We start from the raw sequence: 19,502 nt of genomic DNA, 5'->3' as shown, positions 1-19,502 counted from the left end.
ACCTTCCAGCGGGAGAAGAATTGAAGATTCTGGGGAAATTTTTCAACAAAGCCACAAAAATAGCGAAATTCACTAAATGTGGCGACCTGAACTTTTGTTATGCATTGTTTATAAATCAACATATTCTTGCATCGGGGGTGCTCTTCCTCCACTTCGCGCGCAAATATCGGCTGGATCAAGTCCCAAACTCGTGCCAGAAGACTTGAAAACCAGCGAGGAGACGCATTGTGAACATTCAGGGCCAAACAGCGATTGTAACGGGCGGCGGATCCGGTCTGGGAGCAGCCACGGCGCGCGCGCTGGCGGAAAAAGGCGCGAAAGTTGCACTTTTTGATATCAATCTTGATGCGGCACAAAAAGTGGCCAGCGAAATTGGCGGCCTGGCTGTTTCCTGCAACGTCTCCAGCGCCGACGACGCGCAGCAAGCTGTCGCCCATGTCGCAGACAAGCTCGGCACGACGCGAATCCTCGTTAATTGTGCGGGGATCGCCAATGCCGGACGGATTGTTGGCCGTGATGGTCCGCACGATCTTGAGCTTTACCGCCGTGTCATCGAAGTCAATCTCATTGGCTCGTTCAACATGCTTCGGCTCGTCAGCGATGCAGCTTCCAAACTCGACGCGCTTGAAACGGGTGAACGGGGTGTCATTATTTCAACAGCATCGGTTGCCGCCTTTGACGGCCAGATCGGTCAGGCGGCTTATGCTTCGTCGAAAGCCGGTATTGCAGGCCTGACATTGCCGGCAGCGCGCGAACTCGCCCGCTTCGGTATACGGGTCATGTCGATCGCCCCCGGAATCTTTGGAACGCCTATGCTTTTGGCCATGCCACAGGACGTTCAGGATTCGCTGGCAGCCGCCATTCCCTTCCCCTCCCGCCTTGGTAAACCCGAGGAATATGCAGCACTGGCACTGCATATCATTGAAAACCCCATGCTTAACGGCGAAACGATTCGCCTTGACGGCGCCATCCGTATGGCGCCTAAATAGGTTGGATTGAGCAGGTTCACGCAAAAAGCGGATACACCTCGGGGTTGTGATGCGACCAAAAGTCCTTGCAACCCTTTGGTATTGGCCACGTTCTATTAACGTCGGTCATCTAAATTCCTTTTTAGCGAGCTAATGCTGAGGGCGCTGACAACATCGCAATCAGAACCTGGAAAGGTGGCAGATGTCCGTTATCAATCGTCTGGTCGTTTTGTTGCCGGGCTTTGAACATATGCCGGTAGAGGCCCATCATCGGCGCTTCCTGCGGGAAGCAGCCAAGACAGCGCCTGTTTATGATATGGCGCTGCGCGAAGATGGTGCGCTGAAAATTTCGTCCGCGGAAGACACTGTCAGCGTGGGTGAATTTCGGTTGCAGACAACGGGTCCCAACTGGTCTGCACAGACCGATTTCGTGCTTTATGGGCTGGGTGACATCAATCTTTTCTATGCATCCAGAAATCCCATTGCCCGGATATTAAGCGGGATCATTGCGCTGATCGATTTCATTATCACAGGCACATTCTTCCGCTTCATCGCAACGAGTTGGCGGTACGCGCTGTTCTTTCTCTATCCACTCGTCATCATGGGTGCCATCCTTGGCCTTGCTTTCGGTGCCGGGGGCATTGTCTGGCAGTTTTCCCGGGAGGCGATGGCACCTCTGGCAATTTCGGTGATCGTGGCACTGGCGCTGTTGGTGCTTGCAGCCCGGAGAATGCATTTTCTGCTACTCATGGATGACTGGACATTTGCGCGCGATATGGCGCGGGACCGGCGACCGGACATTACGGCGAAGCTGCGATATGTGATCGCCGACGCGGCAAACCGTATCAGCCGCGCACCTGCCACAACCGAAGTCGTGGTCGCTGCGCATAGTATGGGCGCTATCTGTGCCTTGCAGATTCTTGATAAAGCCCTGCAAAAGAATAGTTCACGGCGTTATGGCTTGCTCACGGTTGGTTCAAGCCTTCTCAAGATCGCCTTGCACCCGGCAGCAGAGGCTTTGCGCTCCAGTGTTGAGAAGGTCGCCCGCAGCCGCACACTTTGGGTTGATGCGCAGTCACTGACAGACCCTATGAATTTCTATAAATCGAATCCGGTACGAGACCTGAATATATCGGATGCGGAATCGCCCGTTCTGGTAAGAGTCCGCTTCCGCAATCAACTTTGCGATGAAACCTATAAAGCCATCAAACATAATTTTTTCCGTGTCCACCGGCAGTTTGTCTACGGCGTTGAGAAACGCTCGGCCTATTCGTGGCATGCAATATTGTGTGGACCTGAGTGCTTTTCGGATATCGCAACAAGCGGCGGTCTGGCAGGCGGGTGTACTGCACACGTCGCCTCATCCATCAAAATACCTGAAACTGCCACCGTATGATTTCGCTTGTCGTTGCCGGAAAGGCCCTGTGGGTCATCTTTATAGTGAGCTGGTATCTGCTGCGCCGCCCGTTTGACCGGCGCGCGCAACGGGCCAAACTGACGGTTGATCGCAGAAAGGGTGCAGATACTGTTCGGTTGGCCGTGTCTCTCTTTGGCCTTGGCATCATACCTGCACTCTATGTCGCGACAGGACAGCCAAGATTTGCGTCTTACGCCCCAAATCCTGTACTTATAGCCCTTGGCATTCTGGCCGGTATCGCCGCTCTGATCCTGTTTCGCCTGACGCATAAGGCACTCGGTCAGATGTGGTCCGTATCGCTGCAATTGAAACAGCACCACAAGCTCATCACCACAGGCATCTACAAACGTTTGCGGCACCCGATGTATTCGGCCTTCTGGCTGATGGCATTGACCCAGGCCCTGCTTTTGCCCAATTATATTGCCGGTCTTTCCGGTCTCGCAGGGTTCGGCTTCCTGTTCTTCCTGAGAATAGGAGCGGAGGAGCGAATGATGGAGGAAGCCTTCGGGGAAGAATATCGTCAGTACCGTGCCAGAACCTGGCGCGTGTTGCCATTCGTCTATTGAAAGCCGGACCATGTCGATGGTCTGGTCATCACAGGATTGAAAAGAGAATCGCCTTGGTGAACATTGCCTCAACCGCTTCCGCGCCGTTCAAGGTGCTGCTTGCATCAGTCTTTGCGACATCCCTCGCTGCCTGTCAGTCCGCCCCATCATCCGAGGTTTCCGTTAGCCCGTCTGCTTACACGGCCGAAATACCTGAATTGACCTGCGCCGCCCACGGCAGCGTCAAAGGCGCCGCGGCGAAATTGACAGCCAACCGCACCAGACCGGGTGATCCGGCCTATATGGAATTCCGTCAGCGTCTGTCGCCGGGCATTCCAAGCGGCCACATGTACGTGGTTTTCGGAAGGCTTGATGACAAAGGCAATCCCGTAACCCGCCAATATAATGGCCTCTTTCCCAAAGGCAGCTTGCTTGGCCTTTATGGCGGCGCGATCATTCCCATGCCCGCAGAACTCAAACCAAGCTATTCTGATTGCAATTTCACCACCGGGGCCGCCTATCGCGTTTCCCTGACGGAGGCCCAGTACCAGCGTCTTCTCAGCAAGGTACGCGCCAATCTGGCCAACCCGCCGCTGTGGACCATGTTCGGTTTCAACTGCAACAACTACGCCGCCTCTTTGGGCACTGTTGCTGGTCTTGTCGAACCCTCCAACCGTGCCCTGCCGTCATTTGCCTATATCTACGCTTACATCGAAGTGAACGGCGACAAGAAACCACCGGCGAAAAAGCCGGTGTGACCTGGCATCACAACCACTTTACCGCTGTGGATTATCCAGCCGGCTTCCATAATTTGGTCCCAATCCGGGAGACATCTGACCGCGTTTTGGCCTATGGTGCAAACGGCCCGCGTGGACTAGGAAGCCGTCCATTGGTCCAGACACATTGTATGATCCTTCTGCCCAAATTTCAGAGAGCCCGGCGTAAATGAAATCACTTATAGCCATGCTTTTGTTGACGATCGCAATGACCGGTTCATCCAAGGCCATGGATTCAAAGGAAGCGGAAGAACTGGAAGGATTGAGCCCGGAAACGCGGCTGGAGCAGCGGTGTGATCTTGAGGCGATGGAGCGTATTCACCACGATCCGGTCAAGCTCGTGCCCGATGAACTCGTCGCCTACGCCTTCAAGGAACCCAAAGTGACCGGTGACAAAATCCAGTCCACCGGCGCTGCGTTTCGCAGCAAGGGCGAATGGTATCACCTCTCCTACACATGCACGACGTCACCGGATCACATGACCATCCTGACGTTTCAATATGCAATCGGACAGATGGTTCCACACGACGAGTGGTCACAGCACTTCCTCGTACCATAACCACATGCCAATGTGCGCCGCTTTCGCGGCGCCAGATCGTTCATAGCCTTAATTGGCCGGAGCCGGACGGTCCTGAGCGAGCAGCATCTGGCCGATAGCATCAACCGATTTGCTCTTGGGAGCTTCGAAAGCAAGCACAGCCGGTTCTGCAGCCTGTGGCATGGCCGTTGGCTTGGCCGAAGCTGGTGCAGTGAAAACCATAGCCGGTGCTGGCGGATCAACCGGTACAGCAACATTGGCAAATGCAAGCTGCTGCGGCGCAGCCGTAGGTGCAGTCTGGGCCTGAGCAACTGCGAAAGGCTGATTTGTCACGCGCCCCGACGTTGTGGTCGTCATTGTCGGCTGCACACTCGCAACCATGATGTTGTTGACCGAAGCCGGGTTGGTATTTCTCATGCTGGCAATATAGGCGTTGGCAATGGCAACGCTTGCAACCTTGTTACCCAAGTCAGGCGTATTGTAGCGGTCCCGCTTCTCGTAAAAGGCATTACCACCGGCAACAACCGTGTAGTGCATGTTCCGGTAAGGAAAGCGCAGTCCAGCCGTATGGAAGAACATGGCTTCCTTGACCTTGGGATGACGCTGGCCCTTAAGCACCGCGTCCGCTGCCTGCTGTACATCAGGAAGCGCTGCCGACTGCATTGGCCGGGAAAGAACGCCGGGAGCAAACTGTCCCTTTTCACCAACGACACCGCAAATCGTATTCGCATATTTGCCGGAATCGAGACGATTCATAACCACAGTCCCCACCGCGAGCAAACCATCCTGGCTCGAGCGGTTGGACTCAAAGAACATCGCCCGCTCAAGACATTCCTTGTCCTTCGGGGTATAGGCGTAGCTTTTGGAAACAGTTGTATTGTTGCTTGCCAGATTTGCCTTCACCTTACCGGCGTGCTGGGCAGTCTGCGTAGAGCACCCACTTACGAGGCCAATGGCGGCTATAACACCCACAATCGAGGGGGTTTTCCACTTCCTTGCGCCGATCACGAAGCAATTCTCATCGCTGTTTTTCCTGCTGGTGAAGTTGGTCACAGATTGATGTGATTTAGGGCCAAACAATGGCAAAGAGAGTTAACGTGTAATCACTTTCTATCATCTATTTGAAATCATGGCGTTATTTTATTCACAAAAGAAGCAAAAAATTTCCAATAATGGCAAAATTAAGAATTTGTTTACCGTATTTATAGTATGATTTTGCGCAGTTGATCCGGCTTGAGAGGCAGAATCATGCCAAGCTATTCCGCAAGATATGACACGCGTGAAGCATTGATGGAAGCGCTCGTCGAACTGATGGCGCTCGACATTCCTGTTGAAGAATTTGCCCCGGTTTTGTGTACGATCGGCCCTGTCGATCTCGATCTGCTTGCCGATTGCATGCATGACGCCGGCATTAACGACAACAGATCAATCGCGGCTTAACACCTTATCGCCCTTTCGCTGAAATCGCTTGTCCTGCACCGGCCGAGCAACTATCTCTCGCTCAACATAATGAGGGATAGGCCGTGACCGACAAGAAGGATGTATTACGCGAGACCGACGCAGACGCTGTCCGATTGGCAAAGACACTGGTCCGCAAGGCGCGTTACGCTGTCATCGCGACGCTTGATCCTGCGACCGGCGGTCCCATTGCCACCCGTGTCGGCCTTTCCACGGATCATGACGGCACACCTGTTATTCTTGTCTCCGCCCTTTCCGCACACACGCCTGCCCTGATCGCTGACCCGCGTTGTTCGCTGCTGGTCGGCGAAGTCGGCAAGGGCGATCCACTCGCCCATCCACGTATTACCGTATTTGCCAAAGCGCGGGAAATTACCCGTGAAGGCGTTGAACATACCCGTATCGAATGGCGCTATCTCGCACACCAGCCCAAGGCCAAGCTTTATGCCGGGCTTGGCGACTTCCGCTTTTTCCGGCTTGAGCCGACGGGTGCAAGCCTCAACGGCGGGTTTGGTAGGGCCTACCAGTTAACTGCTGACGATCTGCTCAGCCTCAATCCAGTCAATGACGAATTGGCGGCTGCAGAGAAAAATGCAGTCGAACATATGAATGATGACCACGCGGAGGCCATAGCGCTCTATGCACGGTTTTACGCCAAGGCACCCGATGGCAGCTGGCGTATAACCGGCATCGACGCCGAGGGTTTTGATATTGCCGATGGCGATGATGTGCAGCGCATCTGGTTTTCCACGCCGCTCGGCTCAGCCAAGGATATGCATATGAGCCTCGTGCGCATGGCTGGCGAAGCGCGGGCGGGCTTGGGCACCACTGGCGAAACGGCCTGAAACATGGCATCGGATGACCAGATCTGGCTCGAGCAGCGCACCATTCGCATAGATGATCCAGAAGATGCGCGGCTTGTGCCCTATCGCGATGTTCGCGAGCGCGATCTGGTTGGCCGGGAAGGCCGCTTCATTGCGGAAGGTAAGGTTGTACTCAATGTATTGCTTGCCAACGCTGCTTTCGCTGTAGAGTCGCTTCTGGTTCTGGAAAACCGCCTCGCAGGACTGTCAGAGCAAATCCGTCTCTGCCCGGATGACGTTCCTGTCTACTGCGTTTCGCGCAGTGTCATGGATGCGATTGCCGGTTTTCCCATGCATCGCGGTATTCTCGCAGTCGGACGGCGCAGTGCGCCCTACTCTGCCAGTCAATTGATTGATGCTCTCCCCGAAAAATCACTTGCCGTGGTGCTTTGCGGCATATCCAACCACGACAATATGGGTTCAATCTTTCGCAATGCCGCAGCGTTCGAAGCTGACTGCATTCTGATGGATGAAACCAGCTGTGACCCGCTCTACCGCAAGGCAATCCGCGTCTCCGTGGGGGCAGCGCTCAAAGTGCCATTCGCCCGCGAGGGTTCCATCGAGGAACTCGTCGGCAAGCTGCAGCAGGCGAATTTTCATATCTACGCACTGAGCCCTTCGGGCACCGAAAGCATCTATACGGCGCAGCCCGGCACACGCACCGCACTATTGCTCGGAACCGAGGGAGAAGGTCTGCCAAAAGCGTTGATGCAAAAGCTGCGGACTGTCAGAATCCCAATGTCGCTGGAATTTGACAGTTTGAACGTCGCAACAGCGTCAGGCATTGCCCTGTCACGATTTAGCCGGTTCTCCGCCGCCTGATTCCAGAGCCGATGCTGCCTTTTGCAGCGCGCGGATACGATCGGCCAGACTGACAATGACCTCGCCATTGTCGTCATAGGCCACCGCCGCGTCTTTGCCCGTGCCATCAAGCAGTTTGTTCACCGGGGACGCTGGCCCCTCAAGCCGGGCAACCATCGCGACGACCTGCGATGCAAGTGTGTTCATTTCCTCACGCAGCCGCTTGCTTTCCTCGGCCTGCACCAGCGCCTGCTTGCCACGAGGCGTTTCCGTCGCAGCAATGCCCTGTTTACGGCCTTCAGCAATCACATTGCGCAACCGCTCATTGAGCCGTTCAACTTCCTTTTCCCGCCGCAAAAGCTTGGCCTCGCTGTCTGAAAGCTGTGTCACAAGGGTTGTCGCTTGTGTCTGGGTATCTCTGCCACGCGTTTTTTCCTGTTCGAATGAATGCTGCAAGGCTTTGATCTCGGTCTCCAGCTTGCGCTTCTGCTCTTCGGCATCGCGTCGGCCCTGACGTGCTTCCTTCAACTCATCGGAAAGATTCTCGATGCGCGTGCCCTGCGCTGCAACGTCGATCTGCAAGCTGTCTGCCTTCGTTGCCGTGCTGGTCAGACGTCGGTTTAAAAGCTCCAGCTCCGCAGAACGCTGTTCAAGGGTCTGCGCTGTATTGCTCAGGTCTTTCCCTGTTTTTTCCAGCGTCTGCCCACGTTCGGCAAGCGTAGCCTGCAACTCGGCAATTGTGGTGTCACGCGCGGAAACATCATTGGACAGTGTGCGAATCTGCCGTTCCTTGTCACTGAATTCAGCCAATTGCTTTGCAGATTTTTCTTTCACACCCGCAAGGGTCATTTCGAGCTTGCGCTCACTGACCGCATGTTCGGCACGCAGACCATCGCGCTGGGCCTGAATCTCATTGAGCGTCAGTGGTGTTTCAGCTTCGACACGCCTGCGTGTGAGCAGCATCGCGCGGCGCCAGACAGGCGGTGCAAAAATCAGCGCCAGCAGCACGGCGCTCAAAAATCCAAGAGCAAAATAAAGCGCGGTCTGGATCACGATAAGGGTCCTATTGGTAGCTCAATCTGGCACAATGACAGTCTGGCATCAAACGGCAAAGACGCGGGAACGGTTTCCGCGTCTTTGCTATAGGTTAGCAATATGAAGGGATCAAAACGGATTCCAGGTCGGTGACTGGGTGATTTTGAGATAGCCCACATTCACACCAAGCCGTGCGCCAACGCCTGTGCGTATCGGTACAAGCAGAACCTGATTGCGCTTGAGCACGTTGAAGCCAACACCGGCGAAGAGATAGGCCGAACCCGCCACGCCGACAAAACGGCCATAGAGGTTCTGCACATCGTCGAGATTATAGACGAGCATCATGACACGGGAGCCTTGGCCACCAAAATCCCATCCGATGGATGGTCCCTGCCAGAATGTTTTGTGATCGCCCGCATTCTTTGTGTAGAGCGAGCCTTCGCCATAGGTCAGGCCGCCAATGATAGCGCCCGATCCTTCTTCACCGAGGATATATCCGTTCGGCAAACCATAGCTCTGGAAAATCTTCTCGACAGCGGACGCAAGTCCCCCGGAGGTCGATCCAAAGAACCTCTGCCCCGAATTGACGATCTCGTTCATCGAGTACTGGTCCTGAGCAGCACTGGCCAATCGCGGCTGCGCGACAACCAGCGACACCATCGTCAGGATCAGAAGAAAAAAACGGTTCATAGACAAGAATAGAGACGCCATCATAATTCCTTTTGGCTGTTCGCTTCTTTGTCCGACGCCAGTTGCGAATCTTGTGTTCGCTTTATAATTGAAGCACCATTTAAAGGTCTAAACCTTGTATAAAAGTTTATGAATCGATCTTGGCATTTCAATGGCTTGCCTAGGACGAGAAAAAGATAGCGATTTCAGCAGCTACTGGCATTTTCGACGTCGTTCTTGCCCATGCGGACTGAGCTATGTATCCAAATGCAGCAGCAATCAGAGTGATTCGCATGAACATCTGATTCGGCTTGAGCCCAATGTGCAGACCAAACCGCTAGCCAATCTTCAGGAGACTCTCTTATGACATTGCCCGTAATTCTTTCGGCAACGGACCTCGGAGCCCTGCTGAGCAGTCGTATTTGCCATGACATCATTTCGCCTGTTGGTGCGATCAACAACGGTCTCGAGCTTCTCGAAGAAGGCGGCGCTGACGAAGACGCGATGAACCTCATCAAATCGAGTGCACGCAGCGCATCTGCCCGGCTTCAGTTTGCCCGCATTGCTTTCGGTGCGGCTGGTTCCGCGGGCGTTCAGATTGACACTGGTGATGCCCAGAACGTTGCCAATGAATATATGAAGGGCGAGAAGGCGGAATTCACCTGGACGGGCAATCGCGTCCTGCTGCCGAAGAACAAGGTCAAGCTGCTGCTCAACCTCGTGCTGATCGCCAATGCGGCCCTGCCGCGTGGCGGCACATTGAATGTGGCACTGGAAACACCGGAAACCGAACCGCGATTTGTTCTGACCTCGCGTGGTCCAATGCTGCGTGTTCCGCCAAAATTCCTCGAACTGCACAGCGGCAAGACCCCGGAAGAACCGATTGATGCCCATGCGGTCCAGCCCTATTATACCCTCCTATTGGCGCAGGAAGCGGGCATGACAATCTCTATCCATGCCACGCCGGAAGAGATCGTCTTTTCAGCCGCTTAAAAATTTACCATTCGCCTTGGGCATTTCTTCACGGAGTGCCTGTTACTCTCCCCTGACGCGGCTGCAATTTCGCAGCAATTCCGGGGGGAGTTCGCATTGTTACGTTGCATGGTTGTTGATGGGGCACCGGTTGTCCGCAAAGTTGCAACGCGCCTGCTCGCCAGCGACAATGTCGTCGTGACCACTGCTGACACCGGGTTCCATACGGTTTCCGCCTGCAGCGTGGAAATGCCCGATATTATCATTCTGGATTGTGCGCTGCCGGATATGCCATCCGTCGATATTATCACCCAGATTCGCGCGCTTCCGGGTGGTACAGCAACCAGAATTTATCTCTGCCTTGCCGAAATCGATGTCACAAAAATCATGCGGGCAAAGCGGGCTGGCGCAGCGGGCTATCTTCTGAAGCCGTTCAACCGCGAATCCATTTCAGGCATTTTGCCGTCGGCTACGGTGCTCTGATCGGGCATTCCCTGCCGATAATATCGGCGAGGAACGTCATAACCGTGCGCATGGCCAGTGAACGGCTGACATCCGGATAGGCGGTCAACCATATATCGCGGACAGGCGGCGGTTCCTGTACATCCAGTTTGACCAGCATTGGATCATTGTCGCCCATAAAACACGGAAGTGCTGCCGCCCCCAATCCTGCCCGGGCCGCCTCCTGCTGGCCGAAGAGATCACTGGCCTGAAAGATAATCGGACGGCCTGCAAGAATTGCGCGCAACCACACCTGCTGGGTCAGGTGATCAAGTGTTGAATCATACGCGATGAAGGCCAGAGTTTCGGGTGGCAGGGCCGCCTGCTCGCGAGTGGCATAGAGCGCGAAGTGGATCGCGCCGATCCGCCGGATCAACAAATCCTGTTCCGTTGGCCTCGTCATACGCACGGCCACATCGGCCTCGCTGCGATCAAGCGCAGCATTATGCGACGCACCCGCCAACGCCAAGGTTATATCAGGGTGTTCACGATGAAATTCCACCACATGCGGCGCTATCAATCTTGCGGCAACTGCGGGCGGTGCGCTGATCCGCACCGTTGCCGTCGCCGCATTGGTCAGGCCACGGGCACGCCTGTCGATGGCTTGGGACAGGCGCGCCATTTCTTCTGCAAGCTCAGCAATCGCGCTTCCCTCCGCCGTGAGCGGCGAGCGGCGTGGCAGACGATCCACAAGACGCAACGACAGCGATTGCTCCAGCGATGCCACACGGCGGCCGACCGTCGCATGATCAACGCCAAGTTCACGCGCGGCAGCCGACAAGGAACCTGTCCGCGCCAGAACGGAAAAATAATGCAAATCCTGCCAATCAAACATAGGTGCATTATTGCACAGATAAAGGGATAAAGCACAGAATTTCCACACATAGTGCGATGTGGTCCAATGCCTCCATTCCAAAGGAGAACATCATGTCATTGATTGTGGAAATGAACGGCCATGGCGGCCCTGAAGTGTTGCACACACGCGATATCAAGGTCGCTGATCCCGGTCCAAACGAGGTTCGCATCCGTCAGACAGCCATTGGTGTCAATTTTGTCGATATTTACTTCCGTACCGGGCTCTATTCACCACCGAGCCTACCCGCAGTGCTTGGGTTTGAAGGCGCAGGCACGGTTGACGCTGTGGGAGACGATGTTACCAACCTTAAACCCGGTGATCGCGTCGGCTATACCGGCATGCCTTTGGGTGGTTATGCGGAAGTGCGGCTGCTTCCACAATCACGCCTGATCAAACTGCCGGATGCCGTTTCGAATCGCGTCGCGGCAAGCACATTCCTGCGCGGGTTAACGGCATACATGCTCCTGCATGAAGTCCGTGCGATCAAACGGGACGAATGGATACTGGTCCATGCGGCCGCAGGCGGCGTTGGCCAACTGGTCACCCGCTGGGCAAAACGCCTTGGCGCCCATGTAATTGGCACCGTCGGCTCGGAAGGCAAGGCTGTAATGGCAAAAGCAGCCGGGGCAGATGAAGTCCTGTTTCATAAATCACCCGATTGGGCCGAGCGCGCTCGCCAGATTGCCGACGGCAAGGGGGTACACCTTGCCATTGATGGTATCGGTGGTTCCACCTTCACGCAGACACTGAAGACACTCCGCCCATTCGGGATTCTCGCTTCCATCGGACAGCCAGCAGGGCCTGTTTCTCCCATACGTATCGAAGATTTGGGCAATATCGCCGTGATGCGCCCAAGTATCATTGCCTCAGTCAACAATCCGGAATTCTACGAGCGCAGCTCAAGGGCCCTCATATCAGCCTTGCAGGATGGTTTGCAGAGTCCGATTGGTACCGAATACGCACTTCACGACGCGGCAAAAGCCCAAGCCGACCTTGAAGCGGGCAAAACAACGGGAAGTGTCATTCTGACCATCTGACTGTTGCTGCTTGCTGAGGTGGCCGCTACTCTGACACGGAGACAGCGGCCATCCGAAAGCAGGCTAAAATGGCAATAACCGGAATCGATCACATTCAGCTGGCCATGCCGGAAGGCCGAGAAAAGGCCGCTCGCGAATTTTATGACGGCCTTCTCGGTATTCCTGAAGTCGCCAAGCCAGCGATATTAAAGGGCAGAGGCGGATGCTGGTTTGAAATTGGCAGCGTCCGCATTCATCTGGGCGTCGAACAGAGTTTTTCGCCCGCAAAGAAAGCCCATCCGGCCCTTTTGACCGATGATCTCTTTGCACTCGTGCGCACTCTGGAGGCGGCGGGTTATGCCGTCACTGAAGACCAGCCACTTGAGAAATACGACAGGCGCTTCGTCAATGACCCTTTCGGCAATCGCATCGAACTGATGCAGCTCAAGTGAACCAATGATAACAGCCGTTGACGATCAAACGTCGTAAATATGCCGGAAAATCCCCGATAATCTTTGCTATCGCCCCGAAACGCTTCCACAATGCAATTGGCCCCACAAACCCATCAGGATGATCGATTCCCCATGAAACCTCTGTCCATCTCGACGCTGACCATTTGCGGCATTGACGAATTGCCCGCTCAAAGCAGCCGCACCGTCACCCATGTTCTCTCTATTCTCGATCCGAACTGGCCGGAACTGGAAGCATTTCAGGCATACGGCACCCATCACCGCACGACGTTGAATTTTCACGACATCATCAATGCGGAGGAAGGCAAAATATTGCCTGAACCGCAACATGTGTCTGAAATCCTGAAATTCGGCAAAAGCCTTGCCGAATCAAGGGTTGAAGGCGCTGAAGGACACCTGCTGATTCATTGCCATATGGGCATATCCCGCTCGACGGCCGCCATGCTCTCGCTGCTCGCCCAGACCTATCCGGATGAGCCCGAAGCCCGTCTGTTCGAGCGTCTGCGCGAGATTCGCCCGCAAGCCTGGCCGAATTCCCTGATGATACAATATGCGGATGATCTTCTTGGCCGGAAAGGCAAGCTGGTTGATGAGCTGCGTCGCCACTACAGCTGGCAGATCAAGCGCGAGCCGAACTATCTTGAATGGATGGCCCGCATTGGCCGCAGCCGCGAAATTGAAATGGCTGCCTGACCCAAATCAAGTTTCTGCCCGAATGCAAAAGGCTCCGTCACTGACGGAGCCTTTTGATTTAAGCACCTGAAATACCGATCAGGCGATTTCGCGCATATCCGACGCATCCGGCTCACGCAGCACATAGCCACGACCCCAGACGGTCTCGATATAATTGATACCGCCGGAAGCATTGTCGAGCTTCTTGCGCAGTTTGCAGATGAAAACGTCGATGATCTTGAGTTCCGGCTCATCCATACCGCCATAAAGGTGGTTGAGGAACATTTCCTTGGTGAGCGTCGTACCCTTGCGGAGCGAAAGCAGCTCCAGCATCTGGTATTCCTTGCCTGTCAGGTGAACGCGCTGACCGGTGACTTCAACAGTCTTGGCATCGAGGTTCACGATCAGGTCGCCAGTTGTGATAACCGACTGTGCATGGCCCTTCGAGCGGCGAACGATTGCATGAATGCGTGCAACCAGTTCGTCCTTATGGAAAGGCTTGGTCATATAGTCATCAGCGCCAAAACCAAGGCCGCGCACCTTGTCCTCGATACCGGCCATGCCGGAGAGGATGAGGATAGGCGTCTTCACCTTGGAGAGACGCAGGGTCCTCAGGACTTCATAACCGGACATATCCGGCAGGTTGAGGTCGAGGAGGATGATATCATAGTCGTAGAGCTTGCCGAGATCGACACCCTCTTCGCCCAGATCCGTCGTATAAACATTGAAGCTTTCCGACTTGAGCATCAATTCGATGCTCTGGGCCGTCGCACTATCGTCTTCGATTAAAAGAACCCGCATATCATTCCCCTTTTCCCGCCGCTGAAATGGGTTGCCCAAGAAACCTCGATCAGGGCAATCCCGAAGTCAGGTCGCGAAACAAGCCGTTTCCATAACGTTAAGATTGCCACCGAATGGTTAACAAAATCTAATTCCGCTTTGCAAGTGTCTTTGACTCATAAGTTAAAAATCTTGGACACCGCATTGATTCATAAGGTGAGTCACCCGGTCAAAAACCATCAGCCAAAGCTTCAGGTTCTGCGCCTAAGCGATTCATTCGACTCAATAAATTTTTTGCCAGACACAACTGACATCGGTTTACCGAGCTTTAAGTCTTAAGGCGTATGATTAATGCTGAACGTAAAGGAAAGGTTACCAGACGCGGCAACCTTTAAGTTTTTGTTTCATTTTCCCGAAGTGATTCGGGTGAAACGCCAGCCGGATGACTCCTGTTTGAGGGTCTGTGTACCGGCTTTGTGGGGGTACAGAGTATGAAGTCGCATGAAGGTTTGGTTCGATTGAAACTGTTTCAGGTCAAGGAAAAGCGCCGTCAGCTCGGCCAGCTTGATCTCATGATGGGTGAATTCGAACGCATGGCTGCCGAATTGGACGCGCAGATTATGTCCGAGGAAAAGAAGGCGGGCATTACCGACACGTCGCATTTTGCCTACCCGACATTTGCCAAGGCTGCACGCCAGCGCCGTGACAATCTTTTTGATTCGATCCGTGATTTGAAGACTCAGAAAGACGATGCTGAGGCAGCGCTCTCCGAATCAGAAGCGGAACTGGCAAAAGCCGAGGCGCTGGAACAGCGCGACGGCAAGGTCCGTGACATGGACGAAATGCCTGTCGCCGACAAACGCGCCATGATTGGCTGAATTTAAAAAGAGGCAGCCACCTCTTTAATTCTGCTGCACCACATCCGCCCAATCCTTATGTCGAAGGGATTGGGCGCGCATGAACGGGCATAGCGGAATGATCTTCCATCCCCCTGCCCTTGCGTCTTCCACCGCATGCAGCGCGAGTGCCTGCCCTACGCCCTGTCCGCGCAGTTCATCCGGCACACCCGTATGATCGACAATGATCAGCTCGGGATTCACCCGCGAAAACGTCATTTCCGCCTCATGCCCCGAAACGACTGCCGCATAACGCCCGCCTTTCGCCGTTTCTTCCTTGGTGATGGTGATATCATTTGCCATTGAACTTCTCCTTGACGCCGAAAGTGCCTTGCCGTCATTCATGATCCGTTAGATCAGCTTTTAAGGCTAAGCGGAACACCATGGCAGCGACGAGATTTTTGATTCCCATCTTTCTTTTTATTGCAACCTTCTCACTGGCCTTGGGTCTCACCATGCCACTGATGAATGTCAGCAAGCTCTATTTCTTTGATGAGAACCCGTCTCTGGTCGGGCTCATTGCGGCTTTGTGGGCCGGCGGCGATTGGCTTCTGGCCGTTATCGTCTCGCTTTTTTCGGTGATTCTGCCGATTGGCAAATTGGCAGTCGCGCAATTGGCTGCTGCGCACGAACCCATCGCCGCGCGTCTTCTGCATCGCTGGATCGGCATTCTGTCAAAATGGTCGATGCTGGATGTATTGCTCGTGGCACTGGTAATTTTTGCTGCCAAGACCAGCGGACTTGCGACAGCAATTGCTCAGCCGGGCCTTTGGTTTTTTGCAGCCTCAGCCATTCTTTCCGCCATTGCCACGCATTTCATCGTGCAGCAGGAAAAAGCAGAATCCCAATCGTGAAGGCCAAAAACGGAAAAGGCTGGTCTCAACGACCAGCCTAAGCCTAACTCAAAGGCGACATCATCTAATGACGATATTGCTGTATCCGGGTCGTTCTTAATCCAGCCAGACCATGATCAGAGATCGAGGACTGCCAGGACAGGAACTCTTCCACCGTCAAAGTATAGCGATGGCAAGCCTCCTCAAGACTAAGAAGACCACCGCGCACAGCGGCAACCACCTCAGCCTTGCGGCGAATAACCCAACGCCGCGTGTTTGCGGGTGGAAGATCGGCGATGGTCAGCGGGCTGCCATCCGGGCCGATTACGTATTTTACTCTCGGTCGAACAAGATCGGTCATTGTACTCTCTACACTAAACTTCAAGACCTATCGCACCTGACATTACATGCAGGGCTTTAATAATTGCCTAAACCTCCGGTCATTCTCTGGTAACTTCTGTAAATTCCTGAAGATTATTCAAAACCCAGATTTTGCGGGCTCCCAAGGCTGCTATCCGCCGTTGCCATCACGACACGTCCCTCACCTTTGCGTGAGAAAAATGCGTCGCACACCACTTCCTGTTGGCAAGATCGAGTCAATTGACCTATATAGGGCCTTGAATATCCCTGCGCCGTTATGCCGCTGCAAGAACCGGATCTGCTTATGACACTGAATAATCTCGATCTGCCGGGCAAGCCGGAAGACACCCGTATCGTCGTCGCCATGTCTGGCGGCGTGGATTCTTCTGTTGTGGCGGGTATTCTGAAACGTCAGGGTTATGATGTCGTTGGCGTTACCTTGCAGCTCTATGATCATGGTGCATCGACCCATCGTGCTGGCTCGTGCTGTGCAGGGCAGGACATTGAAGATGCACGCCGCGTGTCCGAGCGTCTTGGCATTCCGCATTATGTTCTGGATTACGAAGCGCGTTTCCGCGAAGCCGTGATCGATCCTTTTGCCAACAGCTATGTCAGCGGCGAAACACCGATTCCGTGTGTATCCTGCAATCAGACCGTCAAATTTGCTGATCTGTTGCAGACAGCGCGCGATCTTGGCGCCGATGCGCTGGCCACCGGTCATTATATTCGCAGTCAGGCCAATGGCGCGCACCGCTCCCTGTATCGCCCTGTCGATTCGGACAAGGACCAGAGCTATTTCCTGTTTGCCACCACGCAGGAACAGATCGACTATCTGCGCTTTCCGCTTGGCGGGCTGACCAAGCCGGAAACCCGCGCTATTGCCGAGGAACTTGGCCTGACAGTCGCCAACAAGCAGGACAGTCAGGACATCTGCTTTGTGCCGCAGGGCAAATATTCAGACATTATTTCGAAGCTGAAGCCCGAAGCCGCCAATCCCGGTGATATCGTCCACATCGATGGCCGCGTCCTTGGCCGCCATGAAGGCATCGTTCACTACACGATCGGTCAGCGTCGCGGCATCGGCGTAGCTACAGGCGATCCGCTTTATGTGGTGCATCTTGATGCAGCCAATGCGCGTGTTGTTGTCGGCCCGCGCGAAGCGCTGGAAACCCGCAAAGTTTTCCTGCGCAACGTCAATTGGCTCGGTGATGACGCGCTTGCAAACATTCCCGAAGGCGGCGTTGAGGTTTATGCCAAGGTCCGCTCCACCCGTCCGCCACGCCCGGCTGTTCTGCATCACCGCGATGGCGAAACATGGGTGGAACTGATTGACGGCGAAAGCGGCATCGCACCCGGTCAGGCCTGCGTGCTCTATTCCGATGACAGCAACACCGCCCGCGTCTACGGCGGCGGCTTCATCGGCCGCTCGGAACGCGCGCCGCAGGCGGAAGCCATGCTCAAGCGTTTGGCACAGCAGGGTCAGGCTGTCGCCTGATCCCTAGCTATTTTGGTTTGCGCTGCAATTTTGTGGCGTGTGAGGTTATGGTTCGTGGTTCGTGGTTCGACAAGCTCACCATGAGGGAGAGTATGGATGCGAGGGGGCAAGTTCTGCAACCTTAGTGATCTGCAACGCTTGCGATTAGCGGCATTTGTGATCAGCAATCTTTGCAATTGGCGTTGCATCCACCCAAGCCCCTCATGGTGAGCTTGTCGAACCACGAACCCACGCACCACAAACAACAATCCATCGAGCTTAAAAACGCTTAAGCAGCGTTTTTCTGCTGGAACTCACGAATAGTCCCGATAATCCGGTCCTGATCCGCTTCACTCAAATAAGCGTGCATCGGCAGGCAAAGGATATTCTTCGGCAGGGTTTCCGACACAGCCAAACCACCGGGTGCTTGCATGTAATGTGAATAAGCCTCCTGCAAATGCAGCGGCTTCACATAATAAATCACTGACGGAATGCCGTTGGCCTGCAAATGGGCCTTTAGCGCATCACGGTTGGCAGTCTCGATCGCATATTGCGCCCAGGCAGAGCGCGAACCCTCAGGCATGTACGCAACCTTGACCACATCCTTCAGACCATTGGCATAGCGCTTGGCCACAACCTGCCGCGCTTCCATCTCGTCTTCGAGAATGGCCAGCTTTTCGATGAGGATCGCCGCCTGTATCGTATCAAGGCGCGAATTCATGCCGACACGCACATTGTCATACTGCGTCTCGCCCTTGCCGTGGAACAGAATGGAACGCAGCAGATCAGCCAGTGCCCCATCATTGGTGAACATGGCACCGCCATCACCATAGCAACCCAAAGGCTTGGCCGGATAGAAGCTCGTCGCGCCGACATGGCCGAATGCACCGCACATGGCATTGTCGCGCTTGCCACCGATGGACTGCGCCGCATCTTCAATCACAAACAGACCGTATTTGTCGGCAATCGCCGATACTGACGTATAGTTAGCGGCAAGACCGAACAGATCAACAGGAATGATAGCCTTTGGCTGCAGGCGGCCTTCGGCAAGCACGGCCTTGATGGCGGCTTCAAGCTGCTCGACATTGATATTGTACGTATCAGCATCCACATCGACGAATACAGGCTCGGCACCGACAAGCGCCACAACTTCCGCCGTGGCCGCAAAAGTGAAGCTTGGGCAGAACACTGCGTCGCCGGGGCCAATGCCGCGCGCCATCAATGGAATCTGCAGTGCATCCGTACCATTGGCGCAGGCAACCACATGCTCGACGCCAAGATACTCACCAAGGCGCTTTTCAAACTCAGCAACCTCAGGTCCAAGAATATATTTGCCTTCACGCACCACTTTGGCGATTGCCGCATCAAGCTTGTCGCTAATCCGTTCACGCTGTGCGCCGAGATCGATGAACTGCATCATTGCTCCAATATAAATGTCTCCGCGAATCCGTCGCGGAAAACGGTCAAGACAACTCTTTAGTGGGGCCGTGGGAGGTCTGCCAGACGTTGTCGTTCAAAGTTTGTCCGGTCTTGTAACAACGCTTGAGCCTTAGGGCAATGATGCGGTGGTTTTTGGACCTGTGATGGGCGTGGTTCGTGGTT

At 54.6% G+C, this 19,502-nt stretch carries 24 protein-coding genes; 16 read left to right on the top strand and 8 right to left on the bottom strand.

Features of this window, described 5'->3' with window-relative positions; all coding sequences use genetic code 11:
• Positions 1-227: 227 nt before the first annotated feature.
• The 5 genes from FHW17_RS06955 to FHW17_RS06935 all read left to right on the top strand — a co-directional run bounded on the left by FHW17_RS06955 (position 228) and on the right by FHW17_RS06935 (position 4,265).
• Positions 228-989 carry a 3-hydroxyacyl-CoA dehydrogenase gene (locus FHW17_RS06955; RefSeq protein WP_112525912.1) on the top strand — a complete coding sequence of 254 codons (762 nt, stop codon included), beginning with the start codon at positions 228-230 and terminating at the stop codon, positions 987-989.
• A gap of 181 nt (positions 990-1,170) precedes the next feature.
• Positions 1,171-2,364 (top strand): hypothetical protein, encoded by a 1,194-nt coding sequence (locus tag FHW17_RS06950; RefSeq protein ID WP_112525914.1) that lies wholly within the window; start codon positions 1,171-1,173, stop codon positions 2,362-2,364.
• A complete protein-coding gene (locus FHW17_RS06945) occupies positions 2,361-2,951 on the top strand; it encodes a protein-S-isoprenylcysteine O-methyltransferase (RefSeq protein ID WP_112525916.1) in 591 nt (196 codons plus the stop codon). Before FHW17_RS06950 ends, FHW17_RS06945 begins: the two co-directional genes overlap by 4 nt.
• Before the next feature lie 56 nt (positions 2,952-3,007).
• Positions 3,008-3,688, top strand: a complete 681-nt coding sequence (locus FHW17_RS06940; RefSeq protein ID WP_162700383.1) for a hypothetical protein — start codon at positions 3,008-3,010, stop codon at positions 3,686-3,688.
• A gap of 187 nt (positions 3,689-3,875) precedes the next feature.
• Positions 3,876-4,265, top strand: coding sequence for a DUF930 domain-containing protein (locus tag FHW17_RS06935; RefSeq protein ID WP_112525920.1), 390 nt, complete (start codon positions 3,876-3,878; stop codon positions 4,263-4,265).
• 48 nt (positions 4,266-4,313) lie between these two features.
• On the opposite strand, the gene FHW17_RS06930 is transcribed toward FHW17_RS06935, so the two are convergent.
• A complete protein-coding gene (locus FHW17_RS06930) occupies positions 4,314-5,252 on the bottom strand; it encodes a cell wall hydrolase (protein ID WP_112525922.1) in 939 nt (312 codons plus the stop codon).
• A gap of 240 nt (positions 5,253-5,492) precedes the next feature.
• Between FHW17_RS06930 and FHW17_RS06925 the strand changes: the two genes are divergently transcribed.
• The 3 genes from FHW17_RS06925 (at position 5,493) to FHW17_RS06915 (ending at position 7,387) form a co-directional block, all read left to right on the top strand.
• Entirely contained in the window at positions 5,493-5,684 is a 192-nt protein-coding gene (locus FHW17_RS06925) for a hypothetical protein (protein ID WP_112525924.1), read from the top strand.
• An 83-nt stretch (positions 5,685-5,767) separates the two neighbouring features.
• Positions 5,768-6,547, top strand: a complete 780-nt coding sequence (locus FHW17_RS06920) for a HugZ family protein (RefSeq protein ID WP_112525926.1) — start codon at positions 5,768-5,770, stop codon at positions 6,545-6,547.
• A 3-nt stretch (positions 6,548-6,550) separates the two neighbouring features.
• Positions 6,551-7,387 (top strand): RNA methyltransferase, encoded by an 837-nt coding sequence (locus tag FHW17_RS06915; RefSeq protein ID WP_112525928.1) that lies wholly within the window; start codon positions 6,551-6,553, stop codon positions 7,385-7,387.
• Here the strand turns inward: FHW17_RS06915 and FHW17_RS06910 are convergent.
• Both FHW17_RS06910 and FHW17_RS06905 read right to left on the bottom strand, forming a co-directional pair.
• A complete protein-coding gene (locus tag FHW17_RS06910) occupies positions 7,358-8,419 on the bottom strand; it encodes a hypothetical protein (RefSeq protein ID WP_112525930.1) in 1,062 nt (353 codons plus the stop codon). The genes FHW17_RS06915 and FHW17_RS06910 overlap by 30 nt on opposite strands.
• Positions 8,420-8,530: 111 nt before the next feature.
• Complete coding sequence (locus tag FHW17_RS06905; protein ID WP_227988253.1) at positions 8,531-9,061, bottom strand: EipA family protein; 531 nt, start codon at positions 9,059-9,061, stop codon at positions 8,531-8,533.
• Between the two features lie 372 nt (positions 9,062-9,433).
• Here FHW17_RS06905 and FHW17_RS06900 point away from each other — a divergent pair, with 372 nt between their 5' ends.
• Together FHW17_RS06900 and FHW17_RS06895 are read left to right on the top strand one after the other, a co-directional pair.
• Positions 9,434-10,063 carry a histidine phosphotransferase family protein gene (locus tag FHW17_RS06900; RefSeq protein WP_105731971.1) on the top strand — a complete coding sequence of 210 codons (630 nt, stop codon included), beginning with the start codon at positions 9,434-9,436 and terminating at the stop codon, positions 10,061-10,063.
• Positions 10,064-10,159: 96 nt separating this feature from the next.
• Positions 10,160-10,525, top strand: a complete 366-nt coding sequence (locus FHW17_RS06895) for a response regulator (RefSeq protein ID WP_112525934.1) — start codon at positions 10,160-10,162, stop codon at positions 10,523-10,525.
• Here the strand turns inward: FHW17_RS06895 and FHW17_RS06890 are convergent.
• Entirely contained in the window at positions 10,512-11,378 is an 867-nt protein-coding gene (locus FHW17_RS06890) for a LysR family transcriptional regulator (protein WP_112525936.1), read from the bottom strand. The two genes, FHW17_RS06895 and FHW17_RS06890, sit on opposite strands and share 14 nt — an antisense overlap.
• 92 nt (positions 11,379-11,470) lie before the next feature.
• Between FHW17_RS06890 and FHW17_RS06885 the strand changes: the two genes are divergently transcribed.
• The 3 genes from FHW17_RS06885 to FHW17_RS06875 all read left to right on the top strand — a co-directional run bounded on the left by FHW17_RS06885 (position 11,471) and on the right by FHW17_RS06875 (position 13,578).
• The gene (locus tag FHW17_RS06885) at positions 11,471-12,436 is read left to right on the top strand and encodes a quinone oxidoreductase (RefSeq protein ID WP_112526032.1); all 966 of its coding nucleotides are present in this window, start codon (positions 11,471-11,473) and stop codon (positions 12,434-12,436) included.
• A 68-nt stretch (positions 12,437-12,504) separates the two neighbouring features.
• A complete protein-coding gene (locus FHW17_RS06880) occupies positions 12,505-12,867 on the top strand; it encodes a VOC family protein (protein WP_112525938.1) in 363 nt (120 codons plus the stop codon).
• A 132-nt stretch (positions 12,868-12,999) separates the two neighbouring features.
• Positions 13,000-13,578 (top strand): protein-tyrosine phosphatase family protein, encoded by a 579-nt coding sequence (locus FHW17_RS06875; protein WP_112525940.1) that lies wholly within the window; start codon positions 13,000-13,002, stop codon positions 13,576-13,578.
• Positions 13,579-13,656: 78 nt separating this feature from the next.
• Here FHW17_RS06875 and ctrA read toward each other — a convergent pair whose 3' ends face one another.
• Complete coding sequence (ctrA, locus tag FHW17_RS06870) at positions 13,657-14,358, bottom strand: cell cycle two-component system response regulator CtrA (RefSeq protein ID WP_091878075.1); 702 nt, start codon at positions 14,356-14,358, stop codon at positions 13,657-13,659.
• 470 nt (positions 14,359-14,828) lie between these two features.
• On the opposite strand from ctrA, the gene FHW17_RS06865 reads away from it, so the two are divergent.
• Positions 14,829-15,215: a flagellar export protein FliJ gene (locus tag FHW17_RS06865; protein WP_091878076.1), complete on the top strand. Its 387-nt coding sequence runs from the start codon at positions 14,829-14,831 to the stop codon at positions 15,213-15,215.
• A gap of 24 nt (positions 15,216-15,239) precedes the next feature.
• Here FHW17_RS06865 and FHW17_RS06860 read toward each other — a convergent pair whose 3' ends face one another.
• Positions 15,240-15,536 carry a GNAT family N-acetyltransferase gene (locus tag FHW17_RS06860; protein WP_091878077.1) on the bottom strand — a complete coding sequence of 99 codons (297 nt, stop codon included), beginning with the start codon at positions 15,534-15,536 and terminating at the stop codon, positions 15,240-15,242.
• A gap of 80 nt (positions 15,537-15,616) precedes the next feature.
• Between FHW17_RS06860 and FHW17_RS06855 the strand changes: the two genes are divergently transcribed.
• A complete protein-coding gene (locus tag FHW17_RS06855) occupies positions 15,617-16,087 on the top strand; it encodes a paraquat-inducible protein A (protein WP_112525942.1) in 471 nt (156 codons plus the stop codon).
• A gap of 64 nt (positions 16,088-16,151) precedes the next feature.
• Here FHW17_RS06855 and FHW17_RS06850 read toward each other — a convergent pair whose 3' ends face one another.
• Positions 16,152-16,427, bottom strand: coding sequence for a DUF1153 domain-containing protein (locus tag FHW17_RS06850; protein WP_091878079.1), 276 nt, complete (start codon positions 16,425-16,427; stop codon positions 16,152-16,154).
• Between the two features lie 303 nt (positions 16,428-16,730).
• Here FHW17_RS06850 and mnmA point away from each other — a divergent pair, with 303 nt between their 5' ends.
• Positions 16,731-17,921, top strand: a complete 1,191-nt coding sequence (gene mnmA / locus FHW17_RS06845; RefSeq protein ID WP_182509490.1) for a tRNA 2-thiouridine(34) synthase MnmA — start codon at positions 16,731-16,733, stop codon at positions 17,919-17,921.
• Positions 17,922-18,189: 268 nt separating this feature from the next.
• On the opposite strand, the gene FHW17_RS06840 is transcribed toward mnmA, so the two are convergent.
• A complete protein-coding gene (locus FHW17_RS06840) occupies positions 18,190-19,317 on the bottom strand; it encodes a DegT/DnrJ/EryC1/StrS aminotransferase family protein (RefSeq protein ID WP_182509664.1) in 1,128 nt (375 codons plus the stop codon).
• Positions 19,318-19,502 lie beyond the last annotated feature (185 nt).

Source organism: Phyllobacterium sp. P30BS-XVII (assembly GCF_014138335.1).
Classification (GTDB): domain Bacteria; phylum Pseudomonadota; class Alphaproteobacteria; order Rhizobiales; family Rhizobiaceae; genus Phyllobacterium; species Phyllobacterium meliloti.
This window is presented reverse-complemented; position numbering and strand designations above follow the sequence as displayed.

Bases quoted from the DNA above. Each gene is read 5' to 3' on its own strand.
- FHW17_RS06935 (WP_112525920.1), top strand. From the start codon at position 3,876: ATGAAATCACTTATAGCCATGCTTTTGTTGACGATCGCAATGACCGGT.
- FHW17_RS06855 (WP_112525942.1), top strand. From the start codon at position 15,617: ATGGCAGCGACGAGATTTTTGATTCCCATCTTTCTTTTTATTGCAACC.
- FHW17_RS06865 (WP_091878076.1), top strand. From the start codon at position 14,829: ATGAAGTCGCATGAAGGTTTGGTTCGATTGAAACTGTTTCAGGTCAAG.
- FHW17_RS06950 (WP_112525914.1), top strand. From the start codon at position 1,171: ATGTCCGTTATCAATCGTCTGGTCGTTTTGTTGCCGGGCTTTGAACAT.
- FHW17_RS06945 (WP_112525916.1), top strand. From the start codon at position 2,361: ATGATTTCGCTTGTCGTTGCCGGAAAGGCCCTGTGGGTCATCTTTATA.
- FHW17_RS06905 (WP_227988253.1), bottom strand. From the start codon at position 9,061: ATGGTGTCGCTGGTTGTCGCGCAGCCGCGATTGGCCAGTGCTGCTCAG.
- FHW17_RS06900 (WP_105731971.1), top strand. From the start codon at position 9,434: ATGACATTGCCCGTAATTCTTTCGGCAACGGACCTCGGAGCCCTGCTG.
- FHW17_RS06880 (WP_112525938.1), top strand. From the start codon at position 12,505: ATGGCAATAACCGGAATCGATCACATTCAGCTGGCCATGCCGGAAGGC.
- FHW17_RS06890 (WP_112525936.1), bottom strand. From the start codon at position 11,378: ATGTTTGATTGGCAGGATTTGCATTATTTTTCCGTTCTGGCGCGGACA.
- FHW17_RS06850 (WP_091878079.1), bottom strand. From the start codon at position 16,427: ATGACCGATCTTGTTCGACCGAGAGTAAAATACGTAATCGGCCCGGAT.
- FHW17_RS06875 (WP_112525940.1), top strand. From the start codon at position 13,000: ATGAAACCTCTGTCCATCTCGACGCTGACCATTTGCGGCATTGACGAA.
- ctrA (WP_091878075.1), bottom strand. From the start codon at position 14,358: ATGCGGGTTCTTTTAATCGAAGACGATAGTGCGACGGCCCAGAGCATC.
- mnmA (WP_182509490.1), top strand. From the start codon at position 16,731: ATGACACTGAATAATCTCGATCTGCCGGGCAAGCCGGAAGACACCCGT.
- FHW17_RS06840 (WP_182509664.1), bottom strand. From the start codon at position 19,317: ATGCAGTTCATCGATCTCGGCGCACAGCGTGAACGGATTAGCGACAAG.
- FHW17_RS06915 (WP_112525928.1), top strand. From the start codon at position 6,551: ATGGCATCGGATGACCAGATCTGGCTCGAGCAGCGCACCATTCGCATA.
- FHW17_RS06925 (WP_112525924.1), top strand. From the start codon at position 5,493: ATGCCAAGCTATTCCGCAAGATATGACACGCGTGAAGCATTGATGGAA.
- FHW17_RS06885 (WP_112526032.1), top strand. From the start codon at position 11,471: ATGTCATTGATTGTGGAAATGAACGGCCATGGCGGCCCTGAAGTGTTG.
- FHW17_RS06860 (WP_091878077.1), bottom strand. From the start codon at position 15,536: ATGGCAAATGATATCACCATCACCAAGGAAGAAACGGCGAAAGGCGGG.